This window comes from Acetobacter sacchari (assembly GCF_017377715.1).
GTDB classification, from domain to species: Bacteria; Pseudomonadota; Alphaproteobacteria; order Acetobacterales; family Acetobacteraceae; genus Acetobacter; species Acetobacter sacchari.
This window is the reverse complement of the sequence record NZ_JAFVMF010000002.1, coordinates 193,060-216,058: the sequence shown is the minus strand read 5'-3', so window position 1 is coordinate 216,058 and position 22,999 is coordinate 193,060. Positions and strand designations below refer to the sequence as shown.

Genomic DNA, 22,999 nt, shown 5'->3' with positions numbered 1-22,999 from the left:
TCTACGCGCCCGATAAGGTTTTTATGGCAAGGAGGGGTATTTACGACAAATTAGCAGTTTCGGCCTTCTAATAAGTCGCATGCTCGATTTTTCAGAATTTTCGAACGACCCGCGAGTGGCGCGGGCCCATCTGGAGGAATGTCTGAAAGAGGATGTCCCTCCGGCGCGTCAGGCGAGTTTGCGTTATGCGCTTTGGGAAGCCTGTTTGGTGTGCGGGGACGAAAATACGGCTCTGGATCATTTGAATATAGCCATAGCTATAGACCCGTTCGTGAGATCCGGCGAAGGTAGAGCAGACCCTCTTAGATGTCTGCTGGTTCTTGCTGCGCCAGGAAATTTTCAGGCAAATGCGCCGATAGGTATGCTTCTGGATCAGTCGACGGCGGTCCATACTTTATGGATGACGGGTGATTTTTCGACGAACGCCTCTTTGGTCAGGACAATGTCTTCTTTGACGCCGGCGCCAGACTGTCTTCTGGTTGGAATAGCCGAGGACCCACGTTCCCAACAGTGTTTGTCACAAGCGGAAGATTTTGCGCGTCGTAGCGGTTTGTCGGTAATCAACCAGCCGAATCGAGTAGAAGCAGTATCTCGCTCGGAGGTTTCGCGATTTCTGTCTGGTTTGAGGAATGTTGTGGTTCCGGTTTGTCGTATTTTGAAGGAACCATTTGATTCTATTGTGGAATATCCGGTGCTTATCCGGCCAATATCGTCTCATGCTGGGTTGAATTTGCGCAAGTTGGGTTGTCGATCTGAACTGGACGCATATTGTCGCCACGCAGACGTCTCGGCCACGTTTTTTGTAACGGATTTTTTTGATTCCAAGAATGGAGACGGATTATACAGAAAATATAGAGTTGTGTTTATCGACGGTGAACCATTTCCTGTTCATCTAGCTGTGCATGACGACTGGGCTGTTTGGTACTACAATGCTCACATGGAACATTACCCGGACCGCCGTGCGGAAGAGGCGCGGTTCATGGGTGACATGGCATCGTATTTTCCTACATCGGTCATCGTTGCGTTGCGTGAGATTGCAACGCGTGTGGGACTAGATTATTTCGGGCTGGATTTCGGTTTGTCCCTCGAGGGGCAGGTCGTAATTTTTGAAGTAGAAACGGGAATGATCGTCCATGATCGCGACTCTTCGGAAATTTTTCCTTACAAACCGGCGGCGATAGCTCGTATTAGGCAAGCTTTTGAGGTTATGATTGATCGTCGAAAACGTATCGGCAGGAGTAATGTGGTTGATAGTAATGTAAGTATAAATTACAAGTAAATGCAATATAAAATAACTATTACGGTGTGGGTAGAATCTTTTGATAATTTATTTGAGAAAAATATGTTCCGTTATGTGCTTTGAGTGAAAATGGATTTTTATTTTCTATAATTTACGGATGTATCCCACAGAGTATTTTATATAATATTTTTCCAATCATATTAGGCTTCTTTGTGTGTCGACTGAGTTGTTGTTCGTGCCCCATCTGGTAAGCCTCGATCCAAAGCGGGTCAAAGCCATATTGATCCTGCACAATGTGACGCCATTTCTGCGCGACTCCAAGGTTGAAGGGATCGTCACGAATTAGTTCAATTTTAATGAACGGAATATCGTGGCCGGCTGCAAAACGACGCCAGCGTATATGCATTGGGTTGGCTGGGAAGAAGCGGCTTAAAAAGCCATCCCAGTCTTTCCATACGGCGTCAAAAGCCAGAGCGGCTGTATTGCATGCCGCCGTCAACCCCAGCTCTCCGTGCCATATCACCTCTTCGCGGGACATGTTTACAAAGTCCTGCTCAAAAAATCTGGCTATGACGGGATGCTCAAAACTTTTTTTCTCAAAGCAAACGAACCATGATTGAAGATGGCGCGTAATAGCTCTGGAGCCCACGAGGCCCCACACGGGAGCGTCATTATGCATCATTTTGGCAAAGATCGGGGTTAGGGGCGTCATTGGACCGAACACACTGTCATTGGCGAGGAGTACTTGGGTCGCGCCATCAGCGCAGCCCACGCGTCTCAGGTATTGCCAGCTGCCGAAATCGAGGCCTGCGTTGGGCCTGGGCCAGATTTTTATACCGTGCGTCTCGCAAAATGTCAGTGAATCGGGGGAGGCATGAGGCGCTCCTGCAAGAGCGATATGGATGATAAATCCTTCGTTCGAGAGCTGAGATAAATAATAAAGCGTGTGGGGCGGCAATATGCCGTCAGGCGCATATGCGGCGAAAAGGCAAACGGAGGTGGCGCGAGGAGGCATTGATTGTCCGCTTGAGAGTTGAAGCGTTGTCCGCGATGGATAACGCGTTTTGGCTGTGATCCGAATGAAGTTTCTTTATTTGTCTCGGAAAATTTTGTTTTGATCACACCATTTTCTGTGGTTTCATTATTTATACTGCGTTAACCGGCAACGCCGCTTGCGATCGTCTCGTCAATAAAATCTTTCCTGAACGGTTTAAGGCTGCGTGCAAATAGGAGGTATATCCGGCCAATGAGTAAAGCTTTTATAGCCGCCGTTATTCAGGATTCAATCAACTGCACTGGCGTTGCGGCGAACCAGGCGGCGGCGGACCTGATGGAGGCGATCGTCAAGGAGTTGAAGAAGGAAGGTGGATTTACCTTGCCTTCCTTCGGCACGTTCACGGTCAAGAAGACTAAGGCCCGCAAAGCCCTTAATCCGCGTACGGGGGAGCCCGTCAAGGTGAAGGCGGGTAAAACGGTGCGCTTCAAGGCCAGCCCCAACTTGAAGAAGGCTGTCTGATTGTCGCTCCGCACGTTTCTGACCGCTTTTCGAGTGGTGGGCTCCTTCGCCGTGGCGTCGGCGAAGGAGCTTTCCCGTGGGTCTGCGGGTGAGGCTCGCGTGTGCTCTAACGGTAGCCGTCTGATCTGAAGATAATTCGGATGCGCTGGTCCGGCATATAGTTCCGCGGCGCTTCAATATTTGTTGGATGATTTTGGCTGGGGCGGGAGGGATCGAACCTCCGAATGGCGGAATCAAAATCCGCTGCCTTACCGCTTGGCTACGCCCCACTGGCGGTAATCTCGCTGGCGGCTCTTTTAGAGCGGCTTAAGCCGCTCGTAAAGCCACTCCGCTGGTCAGTGTTCGTTGTCGACCCACTCACCGGGTTCGGTGTGGCCAGCGGCGTCCGAAGGCAGATCTGCTTCGCTCGGCTGGACGCCTTTCTCTATGGCGCCGCGAAATAGCCCCAGACGTTCCGCGCGATCCAACGCCTGCTCAAGCGCAGCCATGGTTCCGCCGAGGTCTTCGCTGTCGTCTTTTTCCCAGGCGCGCAGGGCGTAAGCCCATACGGCCGTCACGCCATGAATACGGACCAGACCTTCGAGACCTCGTGTATTCACGCCCGATGCGTCGGAGATCCAGCGCATGCTGTTAAGCGTGGCGCCACCGAGCAACCCCGCAAGCGCGGGGTCGTAGGGCAGTGCGTGCAGGACGGCGAGAACGCCCTCCCGGTACTGTTGAAACACGTCGAAGCGACGCATCAGCCGATCAAAAAGCGCCTCACGCGGTGAAGCTACGCTTCCGTCATCGACCAGCGACGAACGGTCAGCCAACGTGCCGAGAAGCAGGAGCGTCGAGCTTTTGAAGGGGAAACGCGCACGGACGTCGCCCATATCGAAATCGGCATGGCGCGCGACGTCCGTCAGGGTGAAGTTGCGCCATCCCCGGCTCGCGGCCAGCGACATTGTGGCTGCGAGAAGGGCGGAGTCGAAGTGGTCGTTTTCCATCGGCGGCGTACTCATGTTTCCGAATAACAATAAAGGCCGCTCTAGACGGCGAGTTCCCGTGCTCGCCGGGTTGCGGCCGCCACGGCTTCCGAGATCGCGGTCGGCCAGGCATCTTTCGCCGCAAGAACTCCGATCGCCTGTGCGGTCGTTCCGCCGGGGCTGGTCACTTTGCGGCGCAGTTGCTCAGCGTCATCTGGCGAGCGGTCCATAAGTTCGCCCGCGCCGGAAACCGTCTTGCGGGCGAGCAGGCGTGCGACGTCAGCGGGAAGACCTTGTTCAACGCCGGCGCGCTCGAGCAGTTCAGCCAGGAGAAACACGTAGGCAGGCCCACTCCCGGAAACAGCTGTGACAGCGTCTATCTGCTCTTCATGCTCCACCCAGACGGTTGATCCTACGGCCGTGAGCAAAGACTCGGACAGCGCGCGGCTGGCCTGTGGCGTCCCGGGAGCGGCGAACAGGCCGGTCATGCCTCGTCCAATGGCGCTGGGCGTATTAGGCATCGCACGCACCACGACTGGCGGGGCTACGGAACCTTCACCGTGCATGGCAGCTCCAATAGTCGCTGTAGTGGCGCCAGCCATGACGGACAGGATCGTTGCGTTGGCGGCGATATCGGGCCGTGCGGCAAGTAGGTCTGTGATGGCTTGGGCCGCGGTCTGAGGTTTGACCGCGAGCACGATGACGGATGGGGTGAAGTCGGCTGGGATTTCCGCCGCCGACCGGACAAGTCGGTGCGGGGCAGGAATGGATTCCTTTTTGCGGTCGAGAACGACGGAGGGCGCTAGTCCCGCCGCGGCCCACGCGTCGAACAGTGCGCCCCCCATGTTACCGCAGCCGATTAGCAGAAGAGGCGGCTTCTGTCCGGCCATCAGGCCTCGCCCACGCAATCCAGCATGGCGGCGTCGAGCGCATCCGCGGGGCTTTTCCCCCCCCAGAGCACGAATTGAAACGCCGGATAAAAGCGCTCGCATTCGCTGATGGCGATGTCGACCATGTCTTCCAGACTTTCCATCGACGCGCCCGGCGCGCCGCGAAGAAGAACGGCATGGCGAAACATCGGCATGCCGTCGTCCAGATCGAGTCCGAAATGACCGATCCAGAGGCGTTCGTTGGCCAGCGCGATCAGTTCGAACAGGGCTTTGCGCTGCTGTTCAGGCACTTTGAGATCGAAGGTGCAGGTGAAGTGCATCGCGCTCAATTCGGTCGACCAGGAAAAGTACAGACCGTAGTCGCACCATTTGCCAGGGGCCTCGGCGGCCATTTCCGAAGAGTTACGGCGGTCGAAGGCCCATTCGTAGCCTCCGACAATTTGTTCCATGAGGTCGAGAGGGTTGGAGTTGGGAGAAGAGGTGGTCATCGTCAGAGCAGGCATGCTGGACTCCCAAGCCATGAAACCATCCCATGTTCGAAGACATGGTCGGCGTCGTCTGCGAATCATGCGACGGGCGCTGGCGACTCGTCGCATTTTTTCGAGCCTATGGACCCGCGAACTCCCCTGCAAGGAGGGCAGGCGGACTTTTTGTAACGGTGGTTAGCCGACGAATCCTGAGCTGCCGTCGTTGCTTCCGGACGTAAATGTGGATTGTGAGGGAGCATAACCGTCCGAGCGCCCGGCAAGGCGGTTCTCCAGTTCGGACACACGCTGCTCCAGCGCGGCGATACGCCGTTCGGCGTCTTCGTTGGCGAGTCTGGCGTTAGCGACCATTTCGCGCACGACTTCGAACTCTTCGCGGCGGACGACCTGAAGGTGGGCAAGCGCTTCGTCGACGCGCGAACGCACCAGAGCATTGGCTTCCTCCCTGACTCCCGCGATGGCGGAAATCGCGCCGCCGGCAACACCGGCAAGGTCGTCGAACAGACGCGGTCGGTCGGACATTCCGATCCTCCTGACAACAGCAACCGCGAGAGGCGCGGTTCTTCACAGAATCTGGCTTATAAGCGTTGCCGGGCGATTAATCCAATTGGCGTGTCCCGGCCCCGTCAAGAGTTTGGCAGTGAGCGGATGCTCTTTATAAGGTGGTTCGTATGATCATCGTCACCGGCGGCGCCGGCTTCATTGGCTCCTGTCTTGTCGCCGCGCTGACGCAGCGCGGTCTGGACGTCGTCGTCGTCGACCGCCTGCGCGACGGCGGCAAATGGCGCAACCTGCGGCCTCATCCGCCGACGAAACTGGTGGCGCCCGAAGATCTGGACGGTTTCCTCTCTGGCGCTCGTGGCGTCGAGGCGGTGTTTCACCTTGGAGCGATCAGCGCCACGACCGCACGTGATGGCGATCTGGTCTGGCGCACCAACGTCGCGCTGTCGGAACGTCTCTGGACATGGTGCGCGCAGAACCGGGCGCGCTTTATATACGCGTCCTCTGCAGCCACGTATGGGGCGGCGGACCGGCCGGAGCAGTTTTCGGACGCGCCGGAGACGCTGCCAAGGCTGGAGCCCCTGAACCTTTACGGGTGGTCGAAGCACGTCTTCGATCAGCATACGTTCAGGCGGATGAGGGGTAGTGACGCGGTTCCACCGCAGTCGGTCGGGCTCAAGTTCTTCAACGTTTACGGTCCCAATGAATATCACAAGGGATCGATGATTTCCGTCGTAAAGGTCAAATACGACGATGTGTGCGCGGGCGGTCCGGCGCGTCTGTTCCGGTCGGATCGGCCGGATATCGCCGACGGAGAGCAGAGGCGCGATTTTATCTGGGTGGGCGACGTCGTTGACGTCATGCTCTGGCTCTACGACAACCCGCTGGTCAGCGGCCTGTTCAACTGCGGAACCGGGGTCGCGCGCACATATCTGGATCTCGCATACGCCGTCTGCGATGCCGCCAGCGTGCCGCGGGACGTCACGTTCGTCGACATGCCCGAGTCCTTGCGCGGTCAATATCAATCCTTTACCTGCGCTGACATGTCGCGTTTGCGCGCCGCAGGATACGACCGCCCCTTCACCTCTCTCGAAGATGGCGTGACCCGATATGTCCGCGACTATCTCGCGGGAAGCGACCCCTACATCTAACGCCTCTCCGCCTCAGGAATCCGCTCGATGCTTCCCGTTCTGATGTTCCCGCAGTTCGACCCGGTGCTGATTCATTTCGGCCCGCTGGCGATACGTTGGTACGCCCTCGCATATATTGTCGGGCTCGTTCTCGGCGTAATCCTGCTGAAGAGGCTGGTCGCGTGGACGCCGCGCGCCGCAAGTACGCGGCAGGCTGACGATTTTCTGACCTGGGCGACGCTCGGCGTGGTGTTCGGCGGGCGGCTTGGTTACGTGCTGTTCTATCAGCCGGGCTTTTATCTCACGCACCCGCTGGCGATCATTGAGGTCTGGCGTGGGGGGATGTCGTTCCATGGCGGCGCCAGCGGCGTCATCATCGCGCTCGCGTTGTTTTCCTGGCGAGAAAAGCTCAATTTCCTCGCGTTTTCAGATCGGGTGACGGTCTGCGTGCCGATCGGTCTTGGGCTGGGACGCGTCGCCAATTTCATCAACGGGGAGCTTTGGGGACGGCAGGCGAGCGACTCCCTTCCGTGGGCTATGATTTTCCCGAACGGCGGCCCGATCCCGCGTCATCCTTCCGAACTGTACGAGGCGCTGACGGAAGGCGCGCTGTTATTCACCGTGATGATCCTTGCCGCGCGGCGCACCACTCTTCGGGAGCGTCCGGGCTTTCTGGCGGGCTTGTTTCTTTGCGGATATGGATGCGCGCGGATTTTTTGTGAGTTTTTTCGCGAGCCGGACGCTTTCCTTGGCTTCCTCGCATTTGGCGTCACGATGGGACAGATTCTGAGCCTGCCGATGATCGTCGCCGGCGTGGGGCTGATGATCCACGCATTCCGGACGCCGCGATACGCAGGCGTTCCCGTGGCCGTGGACCACGCCCACGAAGTGGCGTGATGTTCGCTCGGCACGTGGAGCTTGACCCGTGACTGCGGCAGGCGCGGTGGGCGCTGAGCGGCTGGACGTTTTCATGGCGCGGGCCAACGCTGCGTATTACGCCGGGCGCGACCCTTTTTCCGACTTCATCACGGCGCCCGAAATATCCCAGATTTTCGGAGAAATTCTCGGGGCGTGGTGCGTCGTCGCAGGGGCGCGGCTGGGCGGTCCGGTACATCTGGTTGAGGCCGGTCCGGGACGGGGCACGCTCATGGCTGACGCCCTGCGCGTTATCACGCGGGCGGCGCCGGGCTTTCTTCAGGGCGGCGCCGTGCATCTGATCGAGACCTCGCCGCGCCTGCGCGCGTGTCAGGCGGACGCGCTGCGCCCGTTTCCCGTGTCGCCGGTCTGGCACGAGACGCTGGAGACCGTGCCGCGTGGGCGCCTGGTGCTTCTGGCCAATGAGTTTCTCGATGCGCTGCCGATCCGTCAGTTCATCAGAATGTCTGATGGTTGGGGCGAACGCTATGTTGAAGGCGGCGACTGGCGCCTCGAAAGCCTTCTCGACGTCCCGCCGGAACTCCCCACGCGCGATGCGGAGCTGGACGACGTCGTGGAAATCTGCCCGGCGGCGCTGGCGTTCGCCGAAGCTGTGGGCGAGAGGCTCCTCGCCGATCCGGGTGTCGCATTGTTCGTCGATTACGGGACGGCGCGTTCGCTGCCCGGCGACTCTCTGCAGGCGCTGCGCGACGGCCGTCCAACATCGCCGCTCGTCGATCCCGGTTCCGCTGACCTGACGGCGCATGTCGATTTCGAGGCGTTCGGCGCTGCCGCACAACTGCGAGGGGCACAAAATTTTGGTGTCGTGGAGCAGGGGCGTTTGCTTGCGTCGCTTGGCGCCGTCGAACGCGCCTCGGCGTTGTGCAAAAGCGCGCCGGAGCAGGCGGGGGCGATTCGTTCCGGGTTGGACCGGTTGATGGCGCCCGAGCGTATGGGGCGTCTTTTCAAGGCGCTCGCGCTTGCATCGCCAGGGCAGGTCGCTCCGCCGGGCTTCGAGCCTGACGGGGGCCCATTTTCCACGACGGGACAAAGGAGTTCGCGCAATGACGACTGACGGCGGTTTTTCCGCGCCAGAAGACTGGGTGCTGCGGGCTCCCGCTCTGCTCGGAACGCGGCATGGATTTTTCACAAGGCTGGGTGGCGTCTCGGCAACGCCGTACGCCAGTCTGAATTGTTCGGCGCGCTCCGGTGACGATCCGGACGCCATCCGTGAAAATCGTCGACGAGTGGCGGTCGAGATCGACGTCGCGCCGGAGATGCTGCTCGGGGTGTCGCAGGTCCACAGCGCCGATGCGATCATCGTTGACGAACCATGGGCGTTTGGCGAAGGCGCGAAGGCTGACGCCATGGTGACGACGCGACCTGACGTGGCGCTGGGCGTGATCACGGCGGATTGTGCGCCGGTGCTGTTCGCGTCGCGCGACGGTCGCGTGGTCGGCGCTGCGCATGCCGGGTGGCGCGGCGCGGTTGGCGGGGTGCTGGAGGCGACGCTGCGCGCGATGGAATCATGCGGCGTGCGAGCGGCGGACGTCGTGGCGGTGGTTGGTCCCTGCATCGCCAGCCGGAGTTATGAAGTCGGCGAAGACATGCGCGCCGCCGTCTTGCGGGATGGGGGCGACGCAGCGGCGGCGCAATGGTTCTCATCCGGCGTCCGCGACGGGCATTATCAGTTCGATCTTGCCGGTTATTGCCAATGGCGTCTGCGCGCGGCCGGTGTTGGCGAAGCACTGTCGCTCGGTGTGGACACACTGAGCGACGAGCACCGCTTTTACAGCCACAGGCGGCGAACTTTGGCGGGCGGCGGCCATATCGGCCATCAGATCTCCGTCATAGCGCCAAGAAAAAACGGAGACGTCGCATGACCGTGCGTCATATCGCTTCATTGGCGGCGGCGGTTTCGGTTATCGGCCTGACCGGATGTCTCGACGTGCCGCACCCGTTCAGAAATCCCGGCGGCGTGGCGAGCGAGCTGGCCCATAATCCGCCGCCGTCGCGTCTCGACGTGCCGACGCCGACGGACGTGCAGATGAAGCCCGAACTCGCGGTAATCTGGGCGAAGGATATCGCCGCGATTCTGCTGCAGCAGTCCGTGCCCGCGATCGCGCAGCCGACGCGCCCCGGCGACTGGTGGCTGAAGCTCCGGACCGAGCGGCGCGGCGGCCAGATCGTTCCGCTTTACAGCATTATGACGCCCGCAGGGACGGTGCGTGCGACGCAAGAGGGAACCGGCGTGCCGGTCGAGGCTTGGTCGGCTGTCGATTCTGGCGGCGTCGCGCAGGTCGCGCATGAGGGGGCGGATCAGGTCGTGTCTGCTCTGAGTGGCATTCAGGCGGATCAGATGGATCAGGACCCGCATAGCCTGAAGCATCGCCGGGCGCGCGTATGGTTCAAGGGAGTGACCGGCGCTCCAGGCGACGGCGACGTTTCTCTGGCGCGGGCGTTCGCCGCGTCGTTTCGGGGGTCGGAGCAGACCATCCAGACATCGCCTCAGGACGCCGATTTTACGGTGGCGACCACAGTCAAGCTGACGGCGGGTCCGCCGGGATCGCGCAACAATCCGCAGCAGGGCATCGAGATCGCGTGGCGCGTGACGGATAGCCACGACAAGGAAGTCGGGATCGCGACGCAGCTTCACGACATTCAGGCCCATTCGCTGGACGGGATGTGGGGGGACGTGGCTGTAGCGGCGGCGCAGCAGGCGGCGGAGGCCGTCGGAGAGATGATCACGCGCTACACCGGACGCGACGTCGCGCCTATCAAGCCCCCGGGGCAGGCGGGCGCGCCAGGAACTGCCGCAGCAGGTCAAACGAAGGCTCCGCCGCTAGGAGGTTGACGGCGCAAGAGCGGCTTTGCGCCACATTGTGTCGTGTCGGCAACAGAGTGAGGAAAGCGCGTCGCCCCCGCTTGTCAGAGGCGGCTTCTGCCTGATCTATATCTGCATGACTATAGACAATGCAAAATGAGTCTGGGCAACGTCGTGCGACCTTCCACATTCACGCCACGAAAAAGCCTGCGCGTGTACCGCGTTGGCGCAGGTCTTTTACTCGTGTTGATCGGCGCGGGGCTGAAGCAGGGGTGGTGTGCGCCCTCGCCACACGGCACGATCACAGCGTCCGATATGAAGGGGGAAAAGGTTTTAACGCCGGCGCATCCGGTTCGGATAGCCGATCTCTGGTTTGCGCATAACGAAGTTGTCGCGATGTTGGGAGCGGCGGATCGCGTCGTTGTCACGGTCGACAAGCCAGCCAACCAACCATGGCTGTTTCAGGTTAGCCCGGCGCTGAGAACTGCACGATTTGTGACGCCGGGTTCGGCTGACGTAGAGGGATTGCTGGCGGACAAGGTCGATCTTGTGTTCGTGTCCACCGGGCTGACCGACGCGAGCAAGCTGCGTGAAGCCGGACTGCCGACTCTCGATATGAGCTTTCGGGACATGGCGGGGTTGCGTCGTTCCGTCGAACTGACTGCAGCCGCGTTGAATGACGTCACTGCGCGCGAGAAGGCGGCGCGTTACAACGCGGCTCTCGACACTCAACTCGTCGAGTTGGATACAGTCCTTGCCGCCACGCCCGCTGCGGCCCGCCCGAAAGTGCTTCATCTTAAAAGTCTGTTTCCCCTCATGGTCGACGGACGCGACACGATCATCGATCAATGGATCACGCGCGCAGGCGGAAGAAACGCCGCGGGTGAGGTGTCCGGAAACATGCGCCCGGTCGATATGGAGCAGATTCAGGTCTGGGACCCGGATGTGATCATCGTTCAGGGGGGTGTGCCGCTTCCTGCCTCTGGTAGTCCAGCCCCGGCCGGGTGGGAAGTGTTGCGGGCAGTTCGAAACGGCAAGGTGTTCACGAATCCCACCGGAGTCTTTCCTTGGGATCGTTACGGGTCGGAAGTGCTGCTGCAACTGCGCTGGGTAGCGAAGTTGCTGCACCCGGACTTGTTCGGGAAGTATGATCTTCCAGAAGACAGTAAGAAATTTTATCAAGATTACTTCGGTGTTTCGATGACGCCGGAGCAAATAGATCGGATTTTGACGAGTCGACCGCCGGCGGATTGAAGTGGACGCATATGGCCACCTCGATGATCGGGTCGGTGCTGCCGGGATGCTCGCGGTAAGTCATGGCGGGGCGTCGTCGTATCGGACGGCGCATGCCTAAATGGCTCCCAGTCCGATGTTGTGTTCGGCTTTCCGTGCACAAGCTTTGTATCAATAAATAGCAAACAGTAATTGGTGATATTTTCTATAAAGGGCATTACACATACGTATTTTCAAGAAATTCGCCTGAGACGATACGCTTGGTCACTTCGTTATTGCCGATACGAGCGTTGTTCGTGGTCTCGAAAGCAGCCTTCGTCAACCGCGTGTATTGGTTTGCATAATTAATCAATATTCTCGCTGTGTGGACGATTTTCTGAAACGTCACACCTGATGCAAAAAATCGAATTCGGGTAGAGCATGTCAGCAAAAACCAAGAAAATAAAAATATTCCATAATGCGAGTTAATTTAATCGAAAATCCGTGCGTCCGCGTTGTCACCGTTCATCCCGATGACGCGTTTTTTCTCTGGATTCGATTGTTGAGATCGCCTCGATGCAGATGGCAGGAAAAAGAATCAACGCAGTTGGTGAAAAAATGAGAAAAGCGGCGACGGTATGCAGGCCGGGAGCAATGAACCGAGTGGCTGCGTTGCGGCTGCCCTCGTTGAAGAAATAGACCATAAGGCCAATAATGACTATGACTGTGGGTAGATATGCGTGAAGCGCCCTGACATGCGTGGCGTCAGCGCGAGCGTTGTCTACGCTGGAGACAGCGCTTTGCACTGAAGATCCTCCTGACAGCCATGATGCAAGGTCAAAAAGAAGCTTACAGGGTAGAAAAAGCGACTCCAGAACGCTTCTGAGTAAAGTCAGAAAACCAAAGATAAGGTCGGGTACGATCAACGCTGCGGCGGCTGCGGCGCAGGATGCGATGACGATTACGTTTCCGACCCCCTCCCGGATGTTCGAGGTTGCATCGGACAAAATGGAAAGACGTCTCAGTCTTTCCACCATTTTACAGGTTCTGGTTCATCAGCCAGAGTCAGTTCCTGCTGCCGTGCTACGCGCTCCCGCTTTTTGGGCGCGGCTGCGATCTGTGCCCGCAGATCCTTGATCTCTGCGAGGGCCGCTTGACGCCCGGAACGTTCGGCGGAGAGTTCGGCGGTCCGATCCGCCAATTCCATGTTGCGCGTCGCGAGAGACTGCTTCAGTTCATTGAGAAGCATCTCCGCATGTCCCAGCCGGGTTTTCATCGTGCGATGTGATGTCTCAAGTTCGCTCAACTGACGTTCGGCCTGCTCCCGCAAACGTCGCTCATCGTCGAGAAGACGCTTGTGGCGATCGAGATCGACGCTCTCCGTTTCAGAAAAATGCGCGGTGCGGCCGGTCGGGCGCGTCAACGCCTGCCGCTCGACCTGCACGTCGCCGTCCCGTACGAAACGACGTTTGCGCTGCTGGTTCTGGTCCATTGTGGGACGAAGCGAGAGACGCGCTGGCGCATCGTTTACGGGGCGGGGCGTGTTACCCGTGCGGGGCGGGCTTGGCGCGCGCTGGGAGCCGAGGCGGTTGAGAGCGGCGCGAAGAGCGGCCTCCTCGGCGCTGCTGTCAACATGGGAGTCTTCGGACAGATCTTCGTCCAATTTGGAATTTTTTAGAAATCCGGAGTTCACTACCGTTCTTTCAGAAATCGTTGTATTGTTCGGGCCTGATCGCAGGCGTGTCGCACGCTGGTTTGGCGGGACGGAATTATTTGAAAAAATTATCGCAACGTTACCGCCCGCCGCCAGAGGCTTGTTCAGGCTGTTTATACGGTAAAGTTGGCCCCCTCTAGCATGACGTTATCCACGTTTCAAGAAGGAAGATAACGAAGCCCGAATGAGTATGGTGTGGCCAACGCCCGCCTCGACGTCTGGCGTCATGTGTCGGGGATAGACGCCTCTCGCAATGAACGTCCCGGCGCCCACAGCGTGTCGTTTCTGCCGTCGTCGTTCAAATGTCTGGCGAGAACGAAGAAGTAATCGGACAATCTGTTAAGAATAGAAACAATAGCGCCGTTGATCTCGACGCTCTGGGATAGCGCAACCACATCACGTTCGGCGCGACGGACGGACGCGCGGGCCATATGCGCCCATGCTGCGGGCAGCGAACCGCCGGGAAGGATGAAGCTTCGCAGCGGCTCCTGCTTCTCTCGCAGATGATCTATTTCCTGATCGATATCTTCGGCCAGAGAGATGGAGACGCGTTGGGCCTTGGCGTTGTCCTGAGGCTGGCAAAGATCTGAGCCGAGATCGAAGAGCATGTTCTGCAAGGCGCTGAGGCGGTCTCCGAGCGCGTTGTCATTCATGACATGTGCGCGAAGAACGCCGATGACTGTGTTCGCCTCGTCGAGCGAACCGAGCGCTGCGATATGTGCGGAAGCCTTGCTGATCCGCGAACCATCGCCGAGGGACGTTTCACCCCGATCACCGCCTCTGGTGGTCACCCGGTCTATTCTCACGACCATGAGACTGGCCCTTTCAGGACTGCGGGCGAAAAAGCGTCAAGTGCATGTGAAAATAGTGTCAACACTTGCTTGCGGGTAGTGCGCTCCGCTCCGGCGACATGCGCCTGCATAGTCGAGTGTCGTTACGCAGTCACGGGGCGTTTCGCGCGAGTCCCCGTGACGTCTGACTCAGAAGCCCGTCGGCTCGCCCGGCGCAGCAGCCTGCGTATGCGCTGAGTGTCGGCGTACGGAGCGGCGACCGCCGGAGAGTTTTTCTGCGCTCTGAAGGTGGGCTTTCTCGCTGACCTGCATGTCCGCCACGTAAGATTTCAGGTCAGGATCGGCGACCGTCGTCGCTTCCTGCTTCATCAGAGCTTCTGCGCTTTTGTGCTGCTTGACGATTTCGGCAAGATACGCGTGATCGAGACGAGAGCCCTTCTGGCTGGTCAGGCGCTCGATCAGCTTCTGGTCGTCGGGCGTGGGTTCGCTCGGCAGGGTGAAGCCGTGGGCCTTGGCGATTCCACTCAGGCGATCCTGATCCGCCGTGTGGTCTGTCACTACCGATCCTGCATAGGTCTTGATATTTGCGGAGTGACCTTCACTGGACTCGGCGTTGCTGATCGCAATTTCGACGAGATTGCTTTCGGCGGCCTGATGAACGAACGCTTCGTCCATGGCGGGCAGAAGCGGTCCGCTAAACTGCTTGGGGTGGTCGGCGCAAGCGGCTAGAGGAAGCATGGCGGCGACCGCCAGCCAGTTTTTTTTCTGTTTCATTGGTAACATACTCCACTGCCGATAGCTTCGACGAGAACCCGAGGCCTGCGACCGAAGAAACCCACAGGCTGATTAGCTGAAATGGCGTTAACACGCTCTATATAGATTGCACAAACCTGACGCCCATACCGTCTTATGTTACAGATGTAATAGTTGTAAGTGATGTGTTCGACTGCTGATGACTTCTTAAGAAGGTTCGGCGAATTTCAAGGATGTCTTTATGTTGGTTCTGATGGCGCGTTTCTGGCGTTCGGCTGGCGCGCTGCTCGCTTGTGCGGCGGTGGCCATGGGGGCGGTCACGGCCCACCTTCCTGCGGAGCGGTTCGGACTCGGAGCGGGGCGGGAGATCGCGCATAGCGCTGTGGAAATGCATATGTGGCATGCTCTGGCGCTTGTGGGGTTAGGTCTCGGCGTCAGAAAGCCGACGCGCCTGATGGCTCTTGGCGGCAACGGTCTTGTGCTCGGGACGCTGATTTTCTGCGGCGCGCTCTACTTCACCGCATTCACGGGTCACCATCTGGGGGCTGTCGCGCCGACCGGCGGGTCGATCCTGATCCTGTCCTGGCTCGTGCTGGCCGTCGCGTTCGCGATCCATGAGTGACGCTGAGCGGAGCCGTTGCGGCAGCGTCTATCAGGCGGCGCCCGGACTGGAGAACGTTCTCGCCGCCGAACTGAATCGTCTGGGGGCGGGCGACCTGAACTGGATCGGGCCGCTGGCCATTTCGGAGCAGCCTCCGGCGCCGAGCGTCTGGGCGCTCGACATATGGACGGCGCCAGAGCGACGAAACATCGCCTCGATAGGAGACGCGGCAAGCGTCCTGCGTGGTGTGCAGCGCAACTGGGCACTGGTTCCCACGGGTCATTTCCGCCGGGCGAACCTTATCCTGGAGCGCCTGCCGCCGGTGAAGGCTGCTTCGCTCATCTTTCCGCAGCCGGCGCCAGCGAGCCATCTGGGCGCTTGGACGCTGCTGGAGACGGATGAACTTCTTTACTCCCCCACCAAGACGAGTCCGTTCCCCTCGGGCGTTCCCCGCTTTGTCGAGGACAGGGAAGGGCCGCCCTCGCGCGCCTATCTCAAGTTGTGGGAGGCGTGCACGCGGCTCGGCCGCTGGCCTCAACCCGGCGAAACATGCGTCGATCTCGGCGCGACGCCGGGTGGCTGGACATGGGCGATCGCGCAACTCGGGGCGTCGGTCACGGCTGTCGATCGTGCGCCGCTCGCGCCACAGGTCGCGGCCATGCCGAGTGTGACGTTTCGGCAGGAAAGCGCTTTCGGGATCGACCCTGCCTCGGTCGAGCGCGTCGACTGGCTGTTCTCGGACGTCATCGCCTACCCGGAGCGTCTTCTGGCGCTTGTGCGGCGGTGGATCGACGCAGGCCGGGCGGCGCGTATCGTCATGAGCGTCAAGTTTCAGGGTGAGACGGACTTTGCGACCATGGACGCCTTCGCCGCCATCCCCGGAGCGTCGCTCGCGCATTTGTGGCATAACAAACACGAGGTCACATTTTTCTGGGCCGATCCCGTTGCGTCGTGATCGTGCGCCGCTCATGTGAACAAGCACACGGCGCAATCCTCTTGCGTCGGACGGGAGCAGGCGTGGCTCGGACGGATTCATCCGTCTGAGCAGGCAAGCTCCCATAAGAACACACTGAAGCGCGCGGCATTCGGCCATTCGTCCGTACCGCGCTGATACCGAAGGATATGTTATGGCTGGTCGTCTGACCACGGCGGCGGCTCTGCTCGCCACGCTCCCGTTCCTGTCTCCGCTGGCGGCGTCCGCCCGCGACCTTACGCCAGCGCCGCGGGTCGGCGCTGCCGCGATCAGCCCGGTGGCGGCGCCCTATGCCCCAGCTGAAGACGGCCCGACGGCGGTCAAGGCGGCGTTCGCGCGCGCCAAGGCCAGCGGAAAATCGGTGCTTATCGATTTTGGCGGCAACTGGTGCCCCGACTGCCGGATGCTTGCGGGCGTTTTTGCGATTCCGGAAGTGAATACATGGCTGGGGCAGAACTTCGAAACGGTCAGCGTGAATGTGAACCGTTTCAACGCCAACATGGACATCGCGCAGGGTTATGGCGTGACCATTAAATCAGTTCCGACCGTGCTGATCGTGACGCCGGACGGCAAGCTGCTCGATCCGGACGGCGCGGCGGCTCTCGGAAACGCGCGTCGCATGTCGGCGCAGGCCGTGGTCGATCTGATCGCGCAATGGGCGGCCCGGACCTGAACGTCGGCTTCCGATCAGGAGGCTGGCGGTAAGGCGAGACGGTGAGGCATGTTAGCCGCTCGCAACGCGTCTCACACGGTTGCTACAGAAAAGGGGGACGATCCATCGGATCGTCCCCCTTTCTCGTCGCAGGCCGGTTTCCCCCGATAAAGCGGGACGCAGACGCGCTCCGCTTTATCGATCCGGAATCAGGCGGCCTTCAGCTGCGCCTCGGCGAACTCGTAGTTGGCGAGCTTGTCGAGGTAGTTGGTGATGTAGTCGGGACGACGATTGCGGAAGTCGAGGTAGTAGGCGTGCTCCCACACGTCGAGGCCGAGCAGAGCCTTGCCCTGCCCTTCGGCGAGGGGGTTGGAGCCATTGGCGGTCTTGGTCACGGCAAGCTTGCCGGCCGGGGTCAGAACCAGCCATGCCCAGCCCGAGCCGAACTGCGTCGTCGCGGCCTTCTTGAACTCTTCCTTGAACGTCTCGACGCTGCCGAGGTCGCTCTTGATCTTCTCTTCAAGCGCGCCCGGAATGCCGCCGCCGCTCGCGGACAGGTTGTTCCAGAACAGGATGTGGTTCCAGTGTTGCCCGGCGTTGTTGAACACCGGCGCGGACGCGGCGTCGCCCTTGACGGCGAGAATGATCTCGTCGAGCGACTTGCCCTGCAGTTCCGGCTTGGCTTCAACAAAGCCGTTCAGAGCCGTGACATAGGCCTGATGGTGCTTGTCGTGGTGAAGCTCCAGGGTTTCCTGGCACATGCCTTTGGCGGCAAGCGCATTGTAGGAGTAGGGGAGGGCTGGCAGTTCGAAGGCCATGACATGCTCCTTGGTGATTTATCCTGAGTTCAGGGCGGAGTGGCGCCGCCCGCAACAGCTATGTGCCGACCGGGGGACCGTCAAGAGACGGAGGCCCCGCGCGGCGCCATTCATCTCCATAAGGACCGTAACGCGATGAACGCGGAAGAAGATGCGGTGACCCGCGCAGCGCGGGCCTGCGCCGAGATTGCGCGCAAACGCGATCCCGACAGGTTTCTGTGCGCGATGTTCCTGTCGCCCGCAGTGCGAAGTGCTGCGTTCGCGGTGATCGCGTTCAACTGCGAGATCGTGCGCGCGCTCCATCAGCCCGTATCGTCGGCGGTGGCTGGCCCCATGGCGGGGCTTATCAGGTTGCAGTGGTGGCGCGACATCGTGCAGGCGCCTGCACGTCGTTTTCAGGCCCGTCACGATGTCGCGATGACTCTGGGCGGGTTGCTCGAAGAAGGGCGGATACAGCCGCAACCTCTGCTGACCATTCTCGAAGCGCGCGAAAACGAACTCTATGGTCTGCCGGACTGGGCGGCATGGCGGCAAGCGATGCGCGACGGCTCAGGGCAGATGCAACGTATTGTCGGGTCGTTGCTCGGGCTGAAGGACACGGCGTTGCTGGAGCGTGTTGAGGAGGCGGGCGCAGCCTACGCCGCAGGCGCGCTGCTGCGTCACTTGCCTGCGGTGCTGGCGGGCGGACGGTCAGCGCTTCCGTCCGAGGCGCTGGTTGCCGCCGGCCTCGATCCTGAAGATCGCGCCGGACTCACAAAAATCGAACCAGACCGACTGGCGCTTCTCGTCGCTTCCTTGCGCACGGAGGGGGCGGCGTTGTTGCCGTCAGGGGACTTGGGCTCCCGGCGCAGCGCAGGGTCGCAACGTCACGCCCTGCGACTGGCGTCACTGCCCGCGACGCTGGCCGTGCGCGATCTGCGGCGGGATCCGGCCCAAATGGGGCAGGAGCGGGGACTTGGGGACCGGCTGCGCGTCGTGGTCAGGGGCCTGTTGCGGTAGGGGGGCATGATCGCCGTTCGGAGGTTTTGGAGAAATGGGGCAGGGCGCCCCGACCATATCGTCCTGACGTGTGGCCTTCGCGCGAGGCATGCTAGAACGGAGGCGGTCTCGGTTCGGTGACGGATTAACCTCGTTCGGCTGTCGCGGCGCTACCTGTGTGGCGGACGTTGAGGAACGTGCGCCTGACGTGGCCGAGCGCAGACTGTGGCAGCGGGCGAGCGATAAAGCGCAAGAAAGCCGTAGACGCGCGATTATATGGATGGTGGCGTATGCGCGCCGTCACACGGGCAGGTCCCGGCTGTCGGCGATTGTCTCCATCGAGATGTAGGATGTGACCGTGTCCAGATCGATCTTCTCGATCAACTGCCGGTAGACCGTGTCAAAAGCGTTCATGTCCTTCGCCACGATCTTGAGCATGTAATCGTAATCCCCGGCGATCCGGTGGAAATCGGTCACGTTCGGAAGGCCGAGCACGAGCGCTCTAAATCGTTGCAGCCAGTGCTGGTCGTGGTGGCGGGTGCGCACCATGACGAACACGACCAGCCCGAGCCCGAGCGCCGCCGGGTCGATCCGCAGGGTTTGCCTGTCGAGAAACCCCTTTTCGCGCAATGCCGAAAGACGTCGCCAGCAGGCGTTCTGCGACAGTCCGACAACGTCCGCGAGGGCGCGTTGAGAGAGGGAGGAGTCTTTCTGCAATGCGCGAAGCAATGCGCGATCGATATGATCAAGATCAGCGGCCATGTCAGATCATATGACAACAAAATTTGTGTTTCAAAGCAGAATATGAGTTGGAATTCGCGCCTTCGATCGTGGTCGAATCACCATGACATCATTCAGGTGAGCCAAAACCATGATTGCCGATCGTGCGCCGTTCGACCGTTTCGAATCCTCTCTCGCCACAGGCGACGTTTTGTCTGCATTGCGCGACGGATTGATCGGCGAGGGCGCTCCGGTCCCGGGACCTTTCGGCGTCCATCCTCTGGTGTACGCGGATTACGTCGCCTCCGGCCGCTCCCTGCGGCAGGTCGAGGATTTCATTCTCGAGCATGTTCTGCCCTATTACGCGAACAGCCACACCGAGGCCTCGTTCTGCGGCATGTACATGACGCGCACTCGGGAAGCTGCGCGCAAGATTATTGCCGCCCAGTGTGGGGCGACGGACGATTACGCAACGATCTTCGTGGGCTCCGGCGCTACTGCAGGAATCAACCGGCTGGTGGAGCTGCTGGGTGTGGGTTCGGCCGCGCGCGAAGGGACATTTCGTCCGGTCGTTTTTATCGGCCCGTATGAGCACCACTCAAACATCTTGCCCTGGCGCGAGTCCGGAGCGGAGATCGTAACCATAGCTGAAGCCGCTCAGGGAGGACCTGATCTGGACCTTCTTGAGGCGGCGCTGAAGGCGGCTGGACCGGAGCGGTTGAAGGTCGGCGCGTTCTCGGCGGCGTCGAACGTCACCGGCGTCATGACCGACGTGGACGCTGTCAGCGCCATGCTGCGTCGCCACGGAGCGGCTGTGATGTGGGACTACGCGGGAGGCGGCCCTTACCTGTCTGTGGACATGCGTGCAGGAACGGAATTCCAGAAAGACGCGATCGTTATTTCACCGCACAAATTTCTCGGCGGGCCAGGTGCTTCCGGCGTGCTGGTCGTGCGCAGGCAGGCTGTTACGCTTGAACGGCCGGTCTGTCCCGGCGGCGGCACCGTGCGCTTCGTCTCGCCATGGGGACATGACTATTCGGCGAATGTCGTCAGCCGAGAGGAATCCGGCACACCGAACGTGATCGGCGATATCCGCGCCGCGCTGGCCTTTCTGGTCAAGGACGCCATCGGTCAGTCCAGAATGGACTCTCGCCATGCGCAGTTACGCGAACGCGCGCTGCAGTATTGGCGACGTAACGACCGGATCGAAATTCTGGGTAACAGCGCGACGGCGCGTTCGTTGCCGATATTTTCCATCAGGGTGCGCGATAAGCAGGGAGATGGATTTATCCATCAGCAGCTTTTCACGCGCATGCTGTCCGATCGCTACGGCGTGCAGGCGCGCGGTGGTTGCGCTTGCGCAGGGCCGTATGCGCACGATTTGCTCGGGATAGGGCGTGAACATTCTTTGGAATTAAGAAATTCAATTCTAAGTGGTGAAGAAATTGAAAAACCGGGTTGGACGCGCCTGAATCTGAGCGTGCTTCTCGACGACCAGAAGGCGCAGTTCATCATTGGCGCCGTGGACGAACTGGCGCGGGACGCCGCGGAAATCGCAACCCTGTATCATTGCGACAAGAGTACGGCTCGCTTTACGCCATTGGCCGCCTGAGGCGCTCGCGTAGCAGGGGAGACTCTGCGCTCCGGTCGCAGACGAAGAAAACCACGGTGTTCGCGAAAAGGATTTTGCAAAGCGAGAGAGGCGGAATCCGCCACTCCCGCTTTGTCTATTATGACGCCAGCAAGACCCAGATCGCGCTGCATAGAGCCAGCCCGGTCAGGGAGACGATCGTCTGGAGGACCGACCAGACCATCACGGTCTGTTTCAGCGTCAGGCCGAACAGTTCGTGAACCATCCAGAAACCGGCATCGTTGACGTGGCAGAAGAAAACGGAACCCGCTCCGATTGAAAGCGCGACAAGCGATGTTTGTGGAGACGAAAGTCCCATCGTCGCGAGAAGCGGAGCCATGAGCCCTGCGGTCGTTGAAGTCGCGACCGTCGCAGATCCCGTCGCCTGACGAAGGCAGACCGCGATCAGCCACGCCAGGACGACGAGAGGTAAAGGCGATGATTCCGCGATTTTACTGATCGTCTCGGCGATCCCTCCGCTGAGCAGAACCTGCTTTAACCCGCCCCCGGCGCCGATGGTCAGCAGAAGCACGGCGAGCGGCGGCAGGCTGTCATGCAACGTGCGGCCTGTTTCACGACGCGGCTGGCGGCGCAGCCAGCCGAGAACGATCACAGCAAAGAATACTGAAAGCAGAAGCGCCATAAAGGGCTCGCCAACGGTGTCGAGAATATGTGCAGCCATACCGTTCTGGGGCAGGCATAACTCTGACGCCGTGCGCGCCAGCATCAGCGCGACAGGAAGCAGGATCGTCATCGCGGCGGCGAGCAGAGAGGGCTGTCGTCCCTGCCGCATGTCGCCGGGAGAAGAGAAACTCGTCAGCGCCGCCGTCGAGATCGTTCGGTATTCCGGTCGGGCGGAAAGAAAATTTCCATACACAGGTCCTGCGAGGACGACGGCTGGCACAGCTATCGCCAGTCCGAGCAGCAATGTCGTTCCCAGAGAGGCGTGCAGGGCGGATATGGCGATGAGGGGCCCCGGATGCGGCGGGACCAGCGCATGCAGCACAGTCATGCCCGCAAGGGCGGGAATAGCGATACGCAGCACTGGCTGACGCGCGGTTCGGGCGATGCCGAGAACGAGCGGAAGCATGATCACCAGTCCGACTTCGAAAAACAGCGGCAACCCCACCAGCATCGCGGCGACGGCCACGCACCACGGAAGCGCGGGCGCCGAAAGAGGCCTGCCGCCCGGACTCAGGAGCGCCGTCACCAATCGATCGGCGGCGCCGCTGCCGGCCACCATGCCGCCCAGCAACGCGCCCAGCGCGATGATGAGGCCACTGTCTCCCAGCAAATGACCCGCTCCTGTCTGGAAGGATGCGATGGCCTTCGCTATGTCCAGACCCGCGGTGGCGCTGAAAACGATGGCGCCGAGCAGGATCGCAAGAAATGGAGGCAATTTCGCCAGACTGATCGTCACAACGATGACCAGCAGGGCGAGCGCGCAGGAAATGATGACGCCGGTGTCGTGGGCGTTCCACGCCGTCAGATGATGCAAGGGTTTTGGCCTCGTCTGTTTCTTTGGCCCGTCATGAAGCACGCCTTGGCAGGAGGGAGGGATCATCATCTCGTGAGAACTGGCGTTTCTTCACGGTTGAGGTTCGCCCGTTCTCGTTGCGCGGGATTTCTTATGGCGACTCCCGCACTTGCAGATGCGACTGTTCGCGCCCTCGCCTAACGAATACGTATGT

General features: G+C 60.2%; 25 protein-coding genes and 1 tRNA gene. 13 read left to right on the top strand and 13 right to left on the bottom strand.

Annotated features, from left to right (window positions below; all coding sequences use genetic code 11):
- Positions 1 to 79 precede the first annotated feature (79 nt).
- On the top strand, positions 80 to 1,279 hold the full coding sequence (locus J2D73_RS02625; protein WP_207879099.1) for an ATP-grasp domain-containing protein: 1,200 nt from the start codon (positions 80 to 82) through the stop codon (positions 1,277 to 1,279).
- 112 nt (positions 1,280 to 1,391) lie between these two features.
- On the opposite strand, the gene J2D73_RS02620 is transcribed toward J2D73_RS02625, so the two are convergent.
- On the bottom strand, positions 1,392 to 2,255 hold the full coding sequence (locus J2D73_RS02620) for a rhamnan synthesis F family protein (RefSeq protein WP_207879097.1): 864 nt from the start codon (positions 2,253 to 2,255) through the stop codon (positions 1,392 to 1,394).
- Between the two features lie 231 nt (positions 2,256 to 2,486).
- On the opposite strand from J2D73_RS02620, the gene J2D73_RS02615 reads away from it, so the two are divergent.
- Positions 2,487 to 2,756: an HU family DNA-binding protein gene (locus J2D73_RS02615; RefSeq protein ID WP_026397553.1), complete on the top strand. Its 270-nt coding sequence runs from the start codon at positions 2,487 to 2,489 to the stop codon at positions 2,754 to 2,756.
- A 194-nt stretch (positions 2,757 to 2,950) separates the two neighbouring features.
- Here J2D73_RS02615 and J2D73_RS02610 read toward each other — a convergent pair.
- From J2D73_RS02610 to J2D73_RS02590, 5 genes are all read right to left on the bottom strand, one after another.
- Positions 2,951 to 3,025, bottom strand: a tRNA-Gln gene (locus J2D73_RS02610).
- Between the two features lie 66 nt (positions 3,026 to 3,091).
- Complete coding sequence (locus J2D73_RS02605) at positions 3,092 to 3,742, bottom strand: TetR family transcriptional regulator (RefSeq protein ID WP_207879095.1); 651 nt, start codon at positions 3,740 to 3,742, stop codon at positions 3,092 to 3,094.
- A 41-nt stretch (positions 3,743 to 3,783) separates the two neighbouring features.
- Complete coding sequence (proC, locus tag J2D73_RS02600; RefSeq protein ID WP_207879093.1) at positions 3,784 to 4,611, bottom strand: pyrroline-5-carboxylate reductase; 828 nt, start codon at positions 4,609 to 4,611, stop codon at positions 3,784 to 3,786.
- Positions 4,611 to 5,114 carry a type III secretion system chaperone family protein gene (locus tag J2D73_RS02595; RefSeq protein WP_207879091.1) on the bottom strand — a complete coding sequence of 168 codons (504 nt, stop codon included), beginning with the start codon at positions 5,112 to 5,114 and terminating at the stop codon, positions 4,611 to 4,613. Before J2D73_RS02595 ends, proC begins: the two co-directional genes overlap by 1 nt.
- 159 nt (positions 5,115 to 5,273) lie before the next feature.
- Positions 5,274 to 5,618, bottom strand: a complete 345-nt coding sequence (locus tag J2D73_RS02590) for an accessory factor UbiK family protein (RefSeq protein ID WP_207879089.1) — start codon at positions 5,616 to 5,618, stop codon at positions 5,274 to 5,276.
- Positions 5,619 to 5,767: 149 nt separating this feature from the next.
- On the opposite strand from J2D73_RS02590, the gene rfaD reads away from it, so the two are divergent.
- The 6 genes from rfaD (at position 5,768) to J2D73_RS02560 (ending at position 11,720) form a co-directional block, all read left to right on the top strand.
- Positions 5,768 to 6,748: an ADP-glyceromanno-heptose 6-epimerase gene (rfaD, locus tag J2D73_RS02585; protein WP_207879087.1), complete on the top strand. Its 981-nt coding sequence runs from the start codon at positions 5,768 to 5,770 to the stop codon at positions 6,746 to 6,748.
- A 27-nt stretch (positions 6,749 to 6,775) separates the two neighbouring features.
- Positions 6,776 to 7,624 carry a prolipoprotein diacylglyceryl transferase gene (gene lgt / locus J2D73_RS02580; protein ID WP_207879085.1) on the top strand — a complete coding sequence of 283 codons (849 nt, stop codon included), beginning with the start codon at positions 6,776 to 6,778 and terminating at the stop codon, positions 7,622 to 7,624.
- Positions 7,625 to 7,697: 73 nt separating this feature from the next.
- Positions 7,698 to 8,717: a class I SAM-dependent methyltransferase gene (locus J2D73_RS02575; RefSeq protein ID WP_207879242.1), complete on the top strand. Its 1,020-nt coding sequence runs from the start codon at positions 7,698 to 7,700 to the stop codon at positions 8,715 to 8,717.
- Positions 8,707 to 9,525 (top strand): peptidoglycan editing factor PgeF, encoded by an 819-nt coding sequence (pgeF, locus tag J2D73_RS02570; RefSeq protein ID WP_207879083.1) that lies wholly within the window; start codon positions 8,707 to 8,709, stop codon positions 9,523 to 9,525. The genes J2D73_RS02575 and pgeF overlap by 11 nt, the downstream gene beginning before the upstream one ends.
- Positions 9,522 to 10,496, top strand: coding sequence for a hypothetical protein (locus J2D73_RS02565; protein WP_207879080.1), 975 nt, complete (start codon positions 9,522 to 9,524; stop codon positions 10,494 to 10,496). The genes pgeF and J2D73_RS02565 overlap by 4 nt, the downstream gene beginning before the upstream one ends.
- A gap of 126 nt (positions 10,497 to 10,622) precedes the next feature.
- Positions 10,623 to 11,720 (top strand): ABC transporter substrate-binding protein, encoded by a 1,098-nt coding sequence (locus tag J2D73_RS02560; protein WP_243429570.1) that lies wholly within the window; start codon positions 10,623 to 10,625, stop codon positions 11,718 to 11,720.
- 476 nt (positions 11,721 to 12,196) lie between these two features.
- On the opposite strand, the gene J2D73_RS02555 is transcribed toward J2D73_RS02560, so the two are convergent.
- From J2D73_RS02555 to J2D73_RS02540, 4 genes are all read right to left on the bottom strand, one after another.
- Positions 12,197 to 12,715, bottom strand: a complete 519-nt coding sequence (locus J2D73_RS02555; protein ID WP_207879078.1) for a hypothetical protein — start codon at positions 12,713 to 12,715, stop codon at positions 12,197 to 12,199.
- Positions 12,700 to 13,341, bottom strand: a complete 642-nt coding sequence (locus J2D73_RS02550) for a hypothetical protein (protein WP_207879076.1) — start codon at positions 13,339 to 13,341, stop codon at positions 12,700 to 12,702. Before J2D73_RS02550 ends, J2D73_RS02555 begins: the two co-directional genes overlap by 16 nt.
- A gap of 275 nt (positions 13,342 to 13,616) precedes the next feature.
- Positions 13,617 to 14,204, bottom strand: coding sequence for a cob(I)yrinic acid a,c-diamide adenosyltransferase (locus J2D73_RS02545; RefSeq protein WP_207879074.1), 588 nt, complete (start codon positions 14,202 to 14,204; stop codon positions 13,617 to 13,619).
- 168 nt (positions 14,205 to 14,372) lie between these two features.
- Positions 14,373 to 14,957 carry a DUF4142 domain-containing protein gene (locus J2D73_RS02540; RefSeq protein WP_207879070.1) on the bottom strand — a complete coding sequence of 195 codons (585 nt, stop codon included), beginning with the start codon at positions 14,955 to 14,957 and terminating at the stop codon, positions 14,373 to 14,375.
- 220 nt (positions 14,958 to 15,177) lie between these two features.
- Here J2D73_RS02540 and J2D73_RS02535 point away from each other — a divergent pair, with 220 nt between their 5' ends.
- The 3 genes from J2D73_RS02535 (at position 15,178) to J2D73_RS02525 (ending at position 17,183) form a co-directional block, all read left to right on the top strand.
- Complete coding sequence (locus tag J2D73_RS02535) at positions 15,178 to 15,558, top strand: DUF423 domain-containing protein (RefSeq protein ID WP_207879068.1); 381 nt, start codon at positions 15,178 to 15,180, stop codon at positions 15,556 to 15,558.
- Positions 15,551 to 16,492, top strand: coding sequence for an SAM-dependent methyltransferase (locus J2D73_RS02530; RefSeq protein WP_207879066.1), 942 nt, complete (start codon positions 15,551 to 15,553; stop codon positions 16,490 to 16,492). The genes J2D73_RS02535 and J2D73_RS02530 overlap by 8 nt, the downstream gene beginning before the upstream one ends.
- A 172-nt stretch (positions 16,493 to 16,664) precedes the next feature.
- The gene (locus tag J2D73_RS02525) at positions 16,665 to 17,183 is read left to right on the top strand and encodes a thioredoxin family protein (protein WP_207879064.1); all 519 of its coding nucleotides are present in this window, start codon (positions 16,665 to 16,667) and stop codon (positions 17,181 to 17,183) included.
- A gap of 188 nt (positions 17,184 to 17,371) precedes the next feature.
- Here J2D73_RS02525 and J2D73_RS02520 read toward each other — a convergent pair whose 3' ends face one another.
- A complete protein-coding gene (locus tag J2D73_RS02520) occupies positions 17,372 to 17,980 on the bottom strand; it encodes a superoxide dismutase (protein WP_207879062.1) in 609 nt (202 codons plus the stop codon).
- Between the two features lie 135 nt (positions 17,981 to 18,115).
- Between J2D73_RS02520 and J2D73_RS02515 the strand changes: the two genes are divergently transcribed.
- Positions 18,116 to 18,979, top strand: coding sequence for a squalene/phytoene synthase family protein (locus J2D73_RS02515; protein WP_207879060.1), 864 nt, complete (start codon positions 18,116 to 18,118; stop codon positions 18,977 to 18,979).
- Positions 18,980 to 19,258: 279 nt separating this feature from the next.
- Here J2D73_RS02515 and J2D73_RS02510 read toward each other — a convergent pair whose 3' ends face one another.
- Positions 19,259 to 19,720, bottom strand: a complete 462-nt coding sequence (locus J2D73_RS02510; protein ID WP_086644544.1) for an Lrp/AsnC family transcriptional regulator — start codon at positions 19,718 to 19,720, stop codon at positions 19,259 to 19,261.
- Between the two features lie 109 nt (positions 19,721 to 19,829).
- On the opposite strand from J2D73_RS02510, the gene J2D73_RS02505 reads away from it, so the two are divergent.
- Positions 19,830 to 21,290 carry an aminotransferase class V-fold PLP-dependent enzyme gene (locus tag J2D73_RS02505; protein ID WP_207879058.1) on the top strand — a complete coding sequence of 487 codons (1,461 nt, stop codon included), beginning with the start codon at positions 19,830 to 19,832 and terminating at the stop codon, positions 21,288 to 21,290.
- A gap of 118 nt (positions 21,291 to 21,408) precedes the next feature.
- On the opposite strand, the gene J2D73_RS02500 is transcribed toward J2D73_RS02505, so the two are convergent.
- Positions 21,409 to 22,806 (bottom strand): GntP family permease, encoded by a 1,398-nt coding sequence (locus J2D73_RS02500; RefSeq protein ID WP_207879056.1) that lies wholly within the window; start codon positions 22,804 to 22,806, stop codon positions 21,409 to 21,411.
- Positions 22,807 to 22,999: the final 193 nt, after the last annotated feature.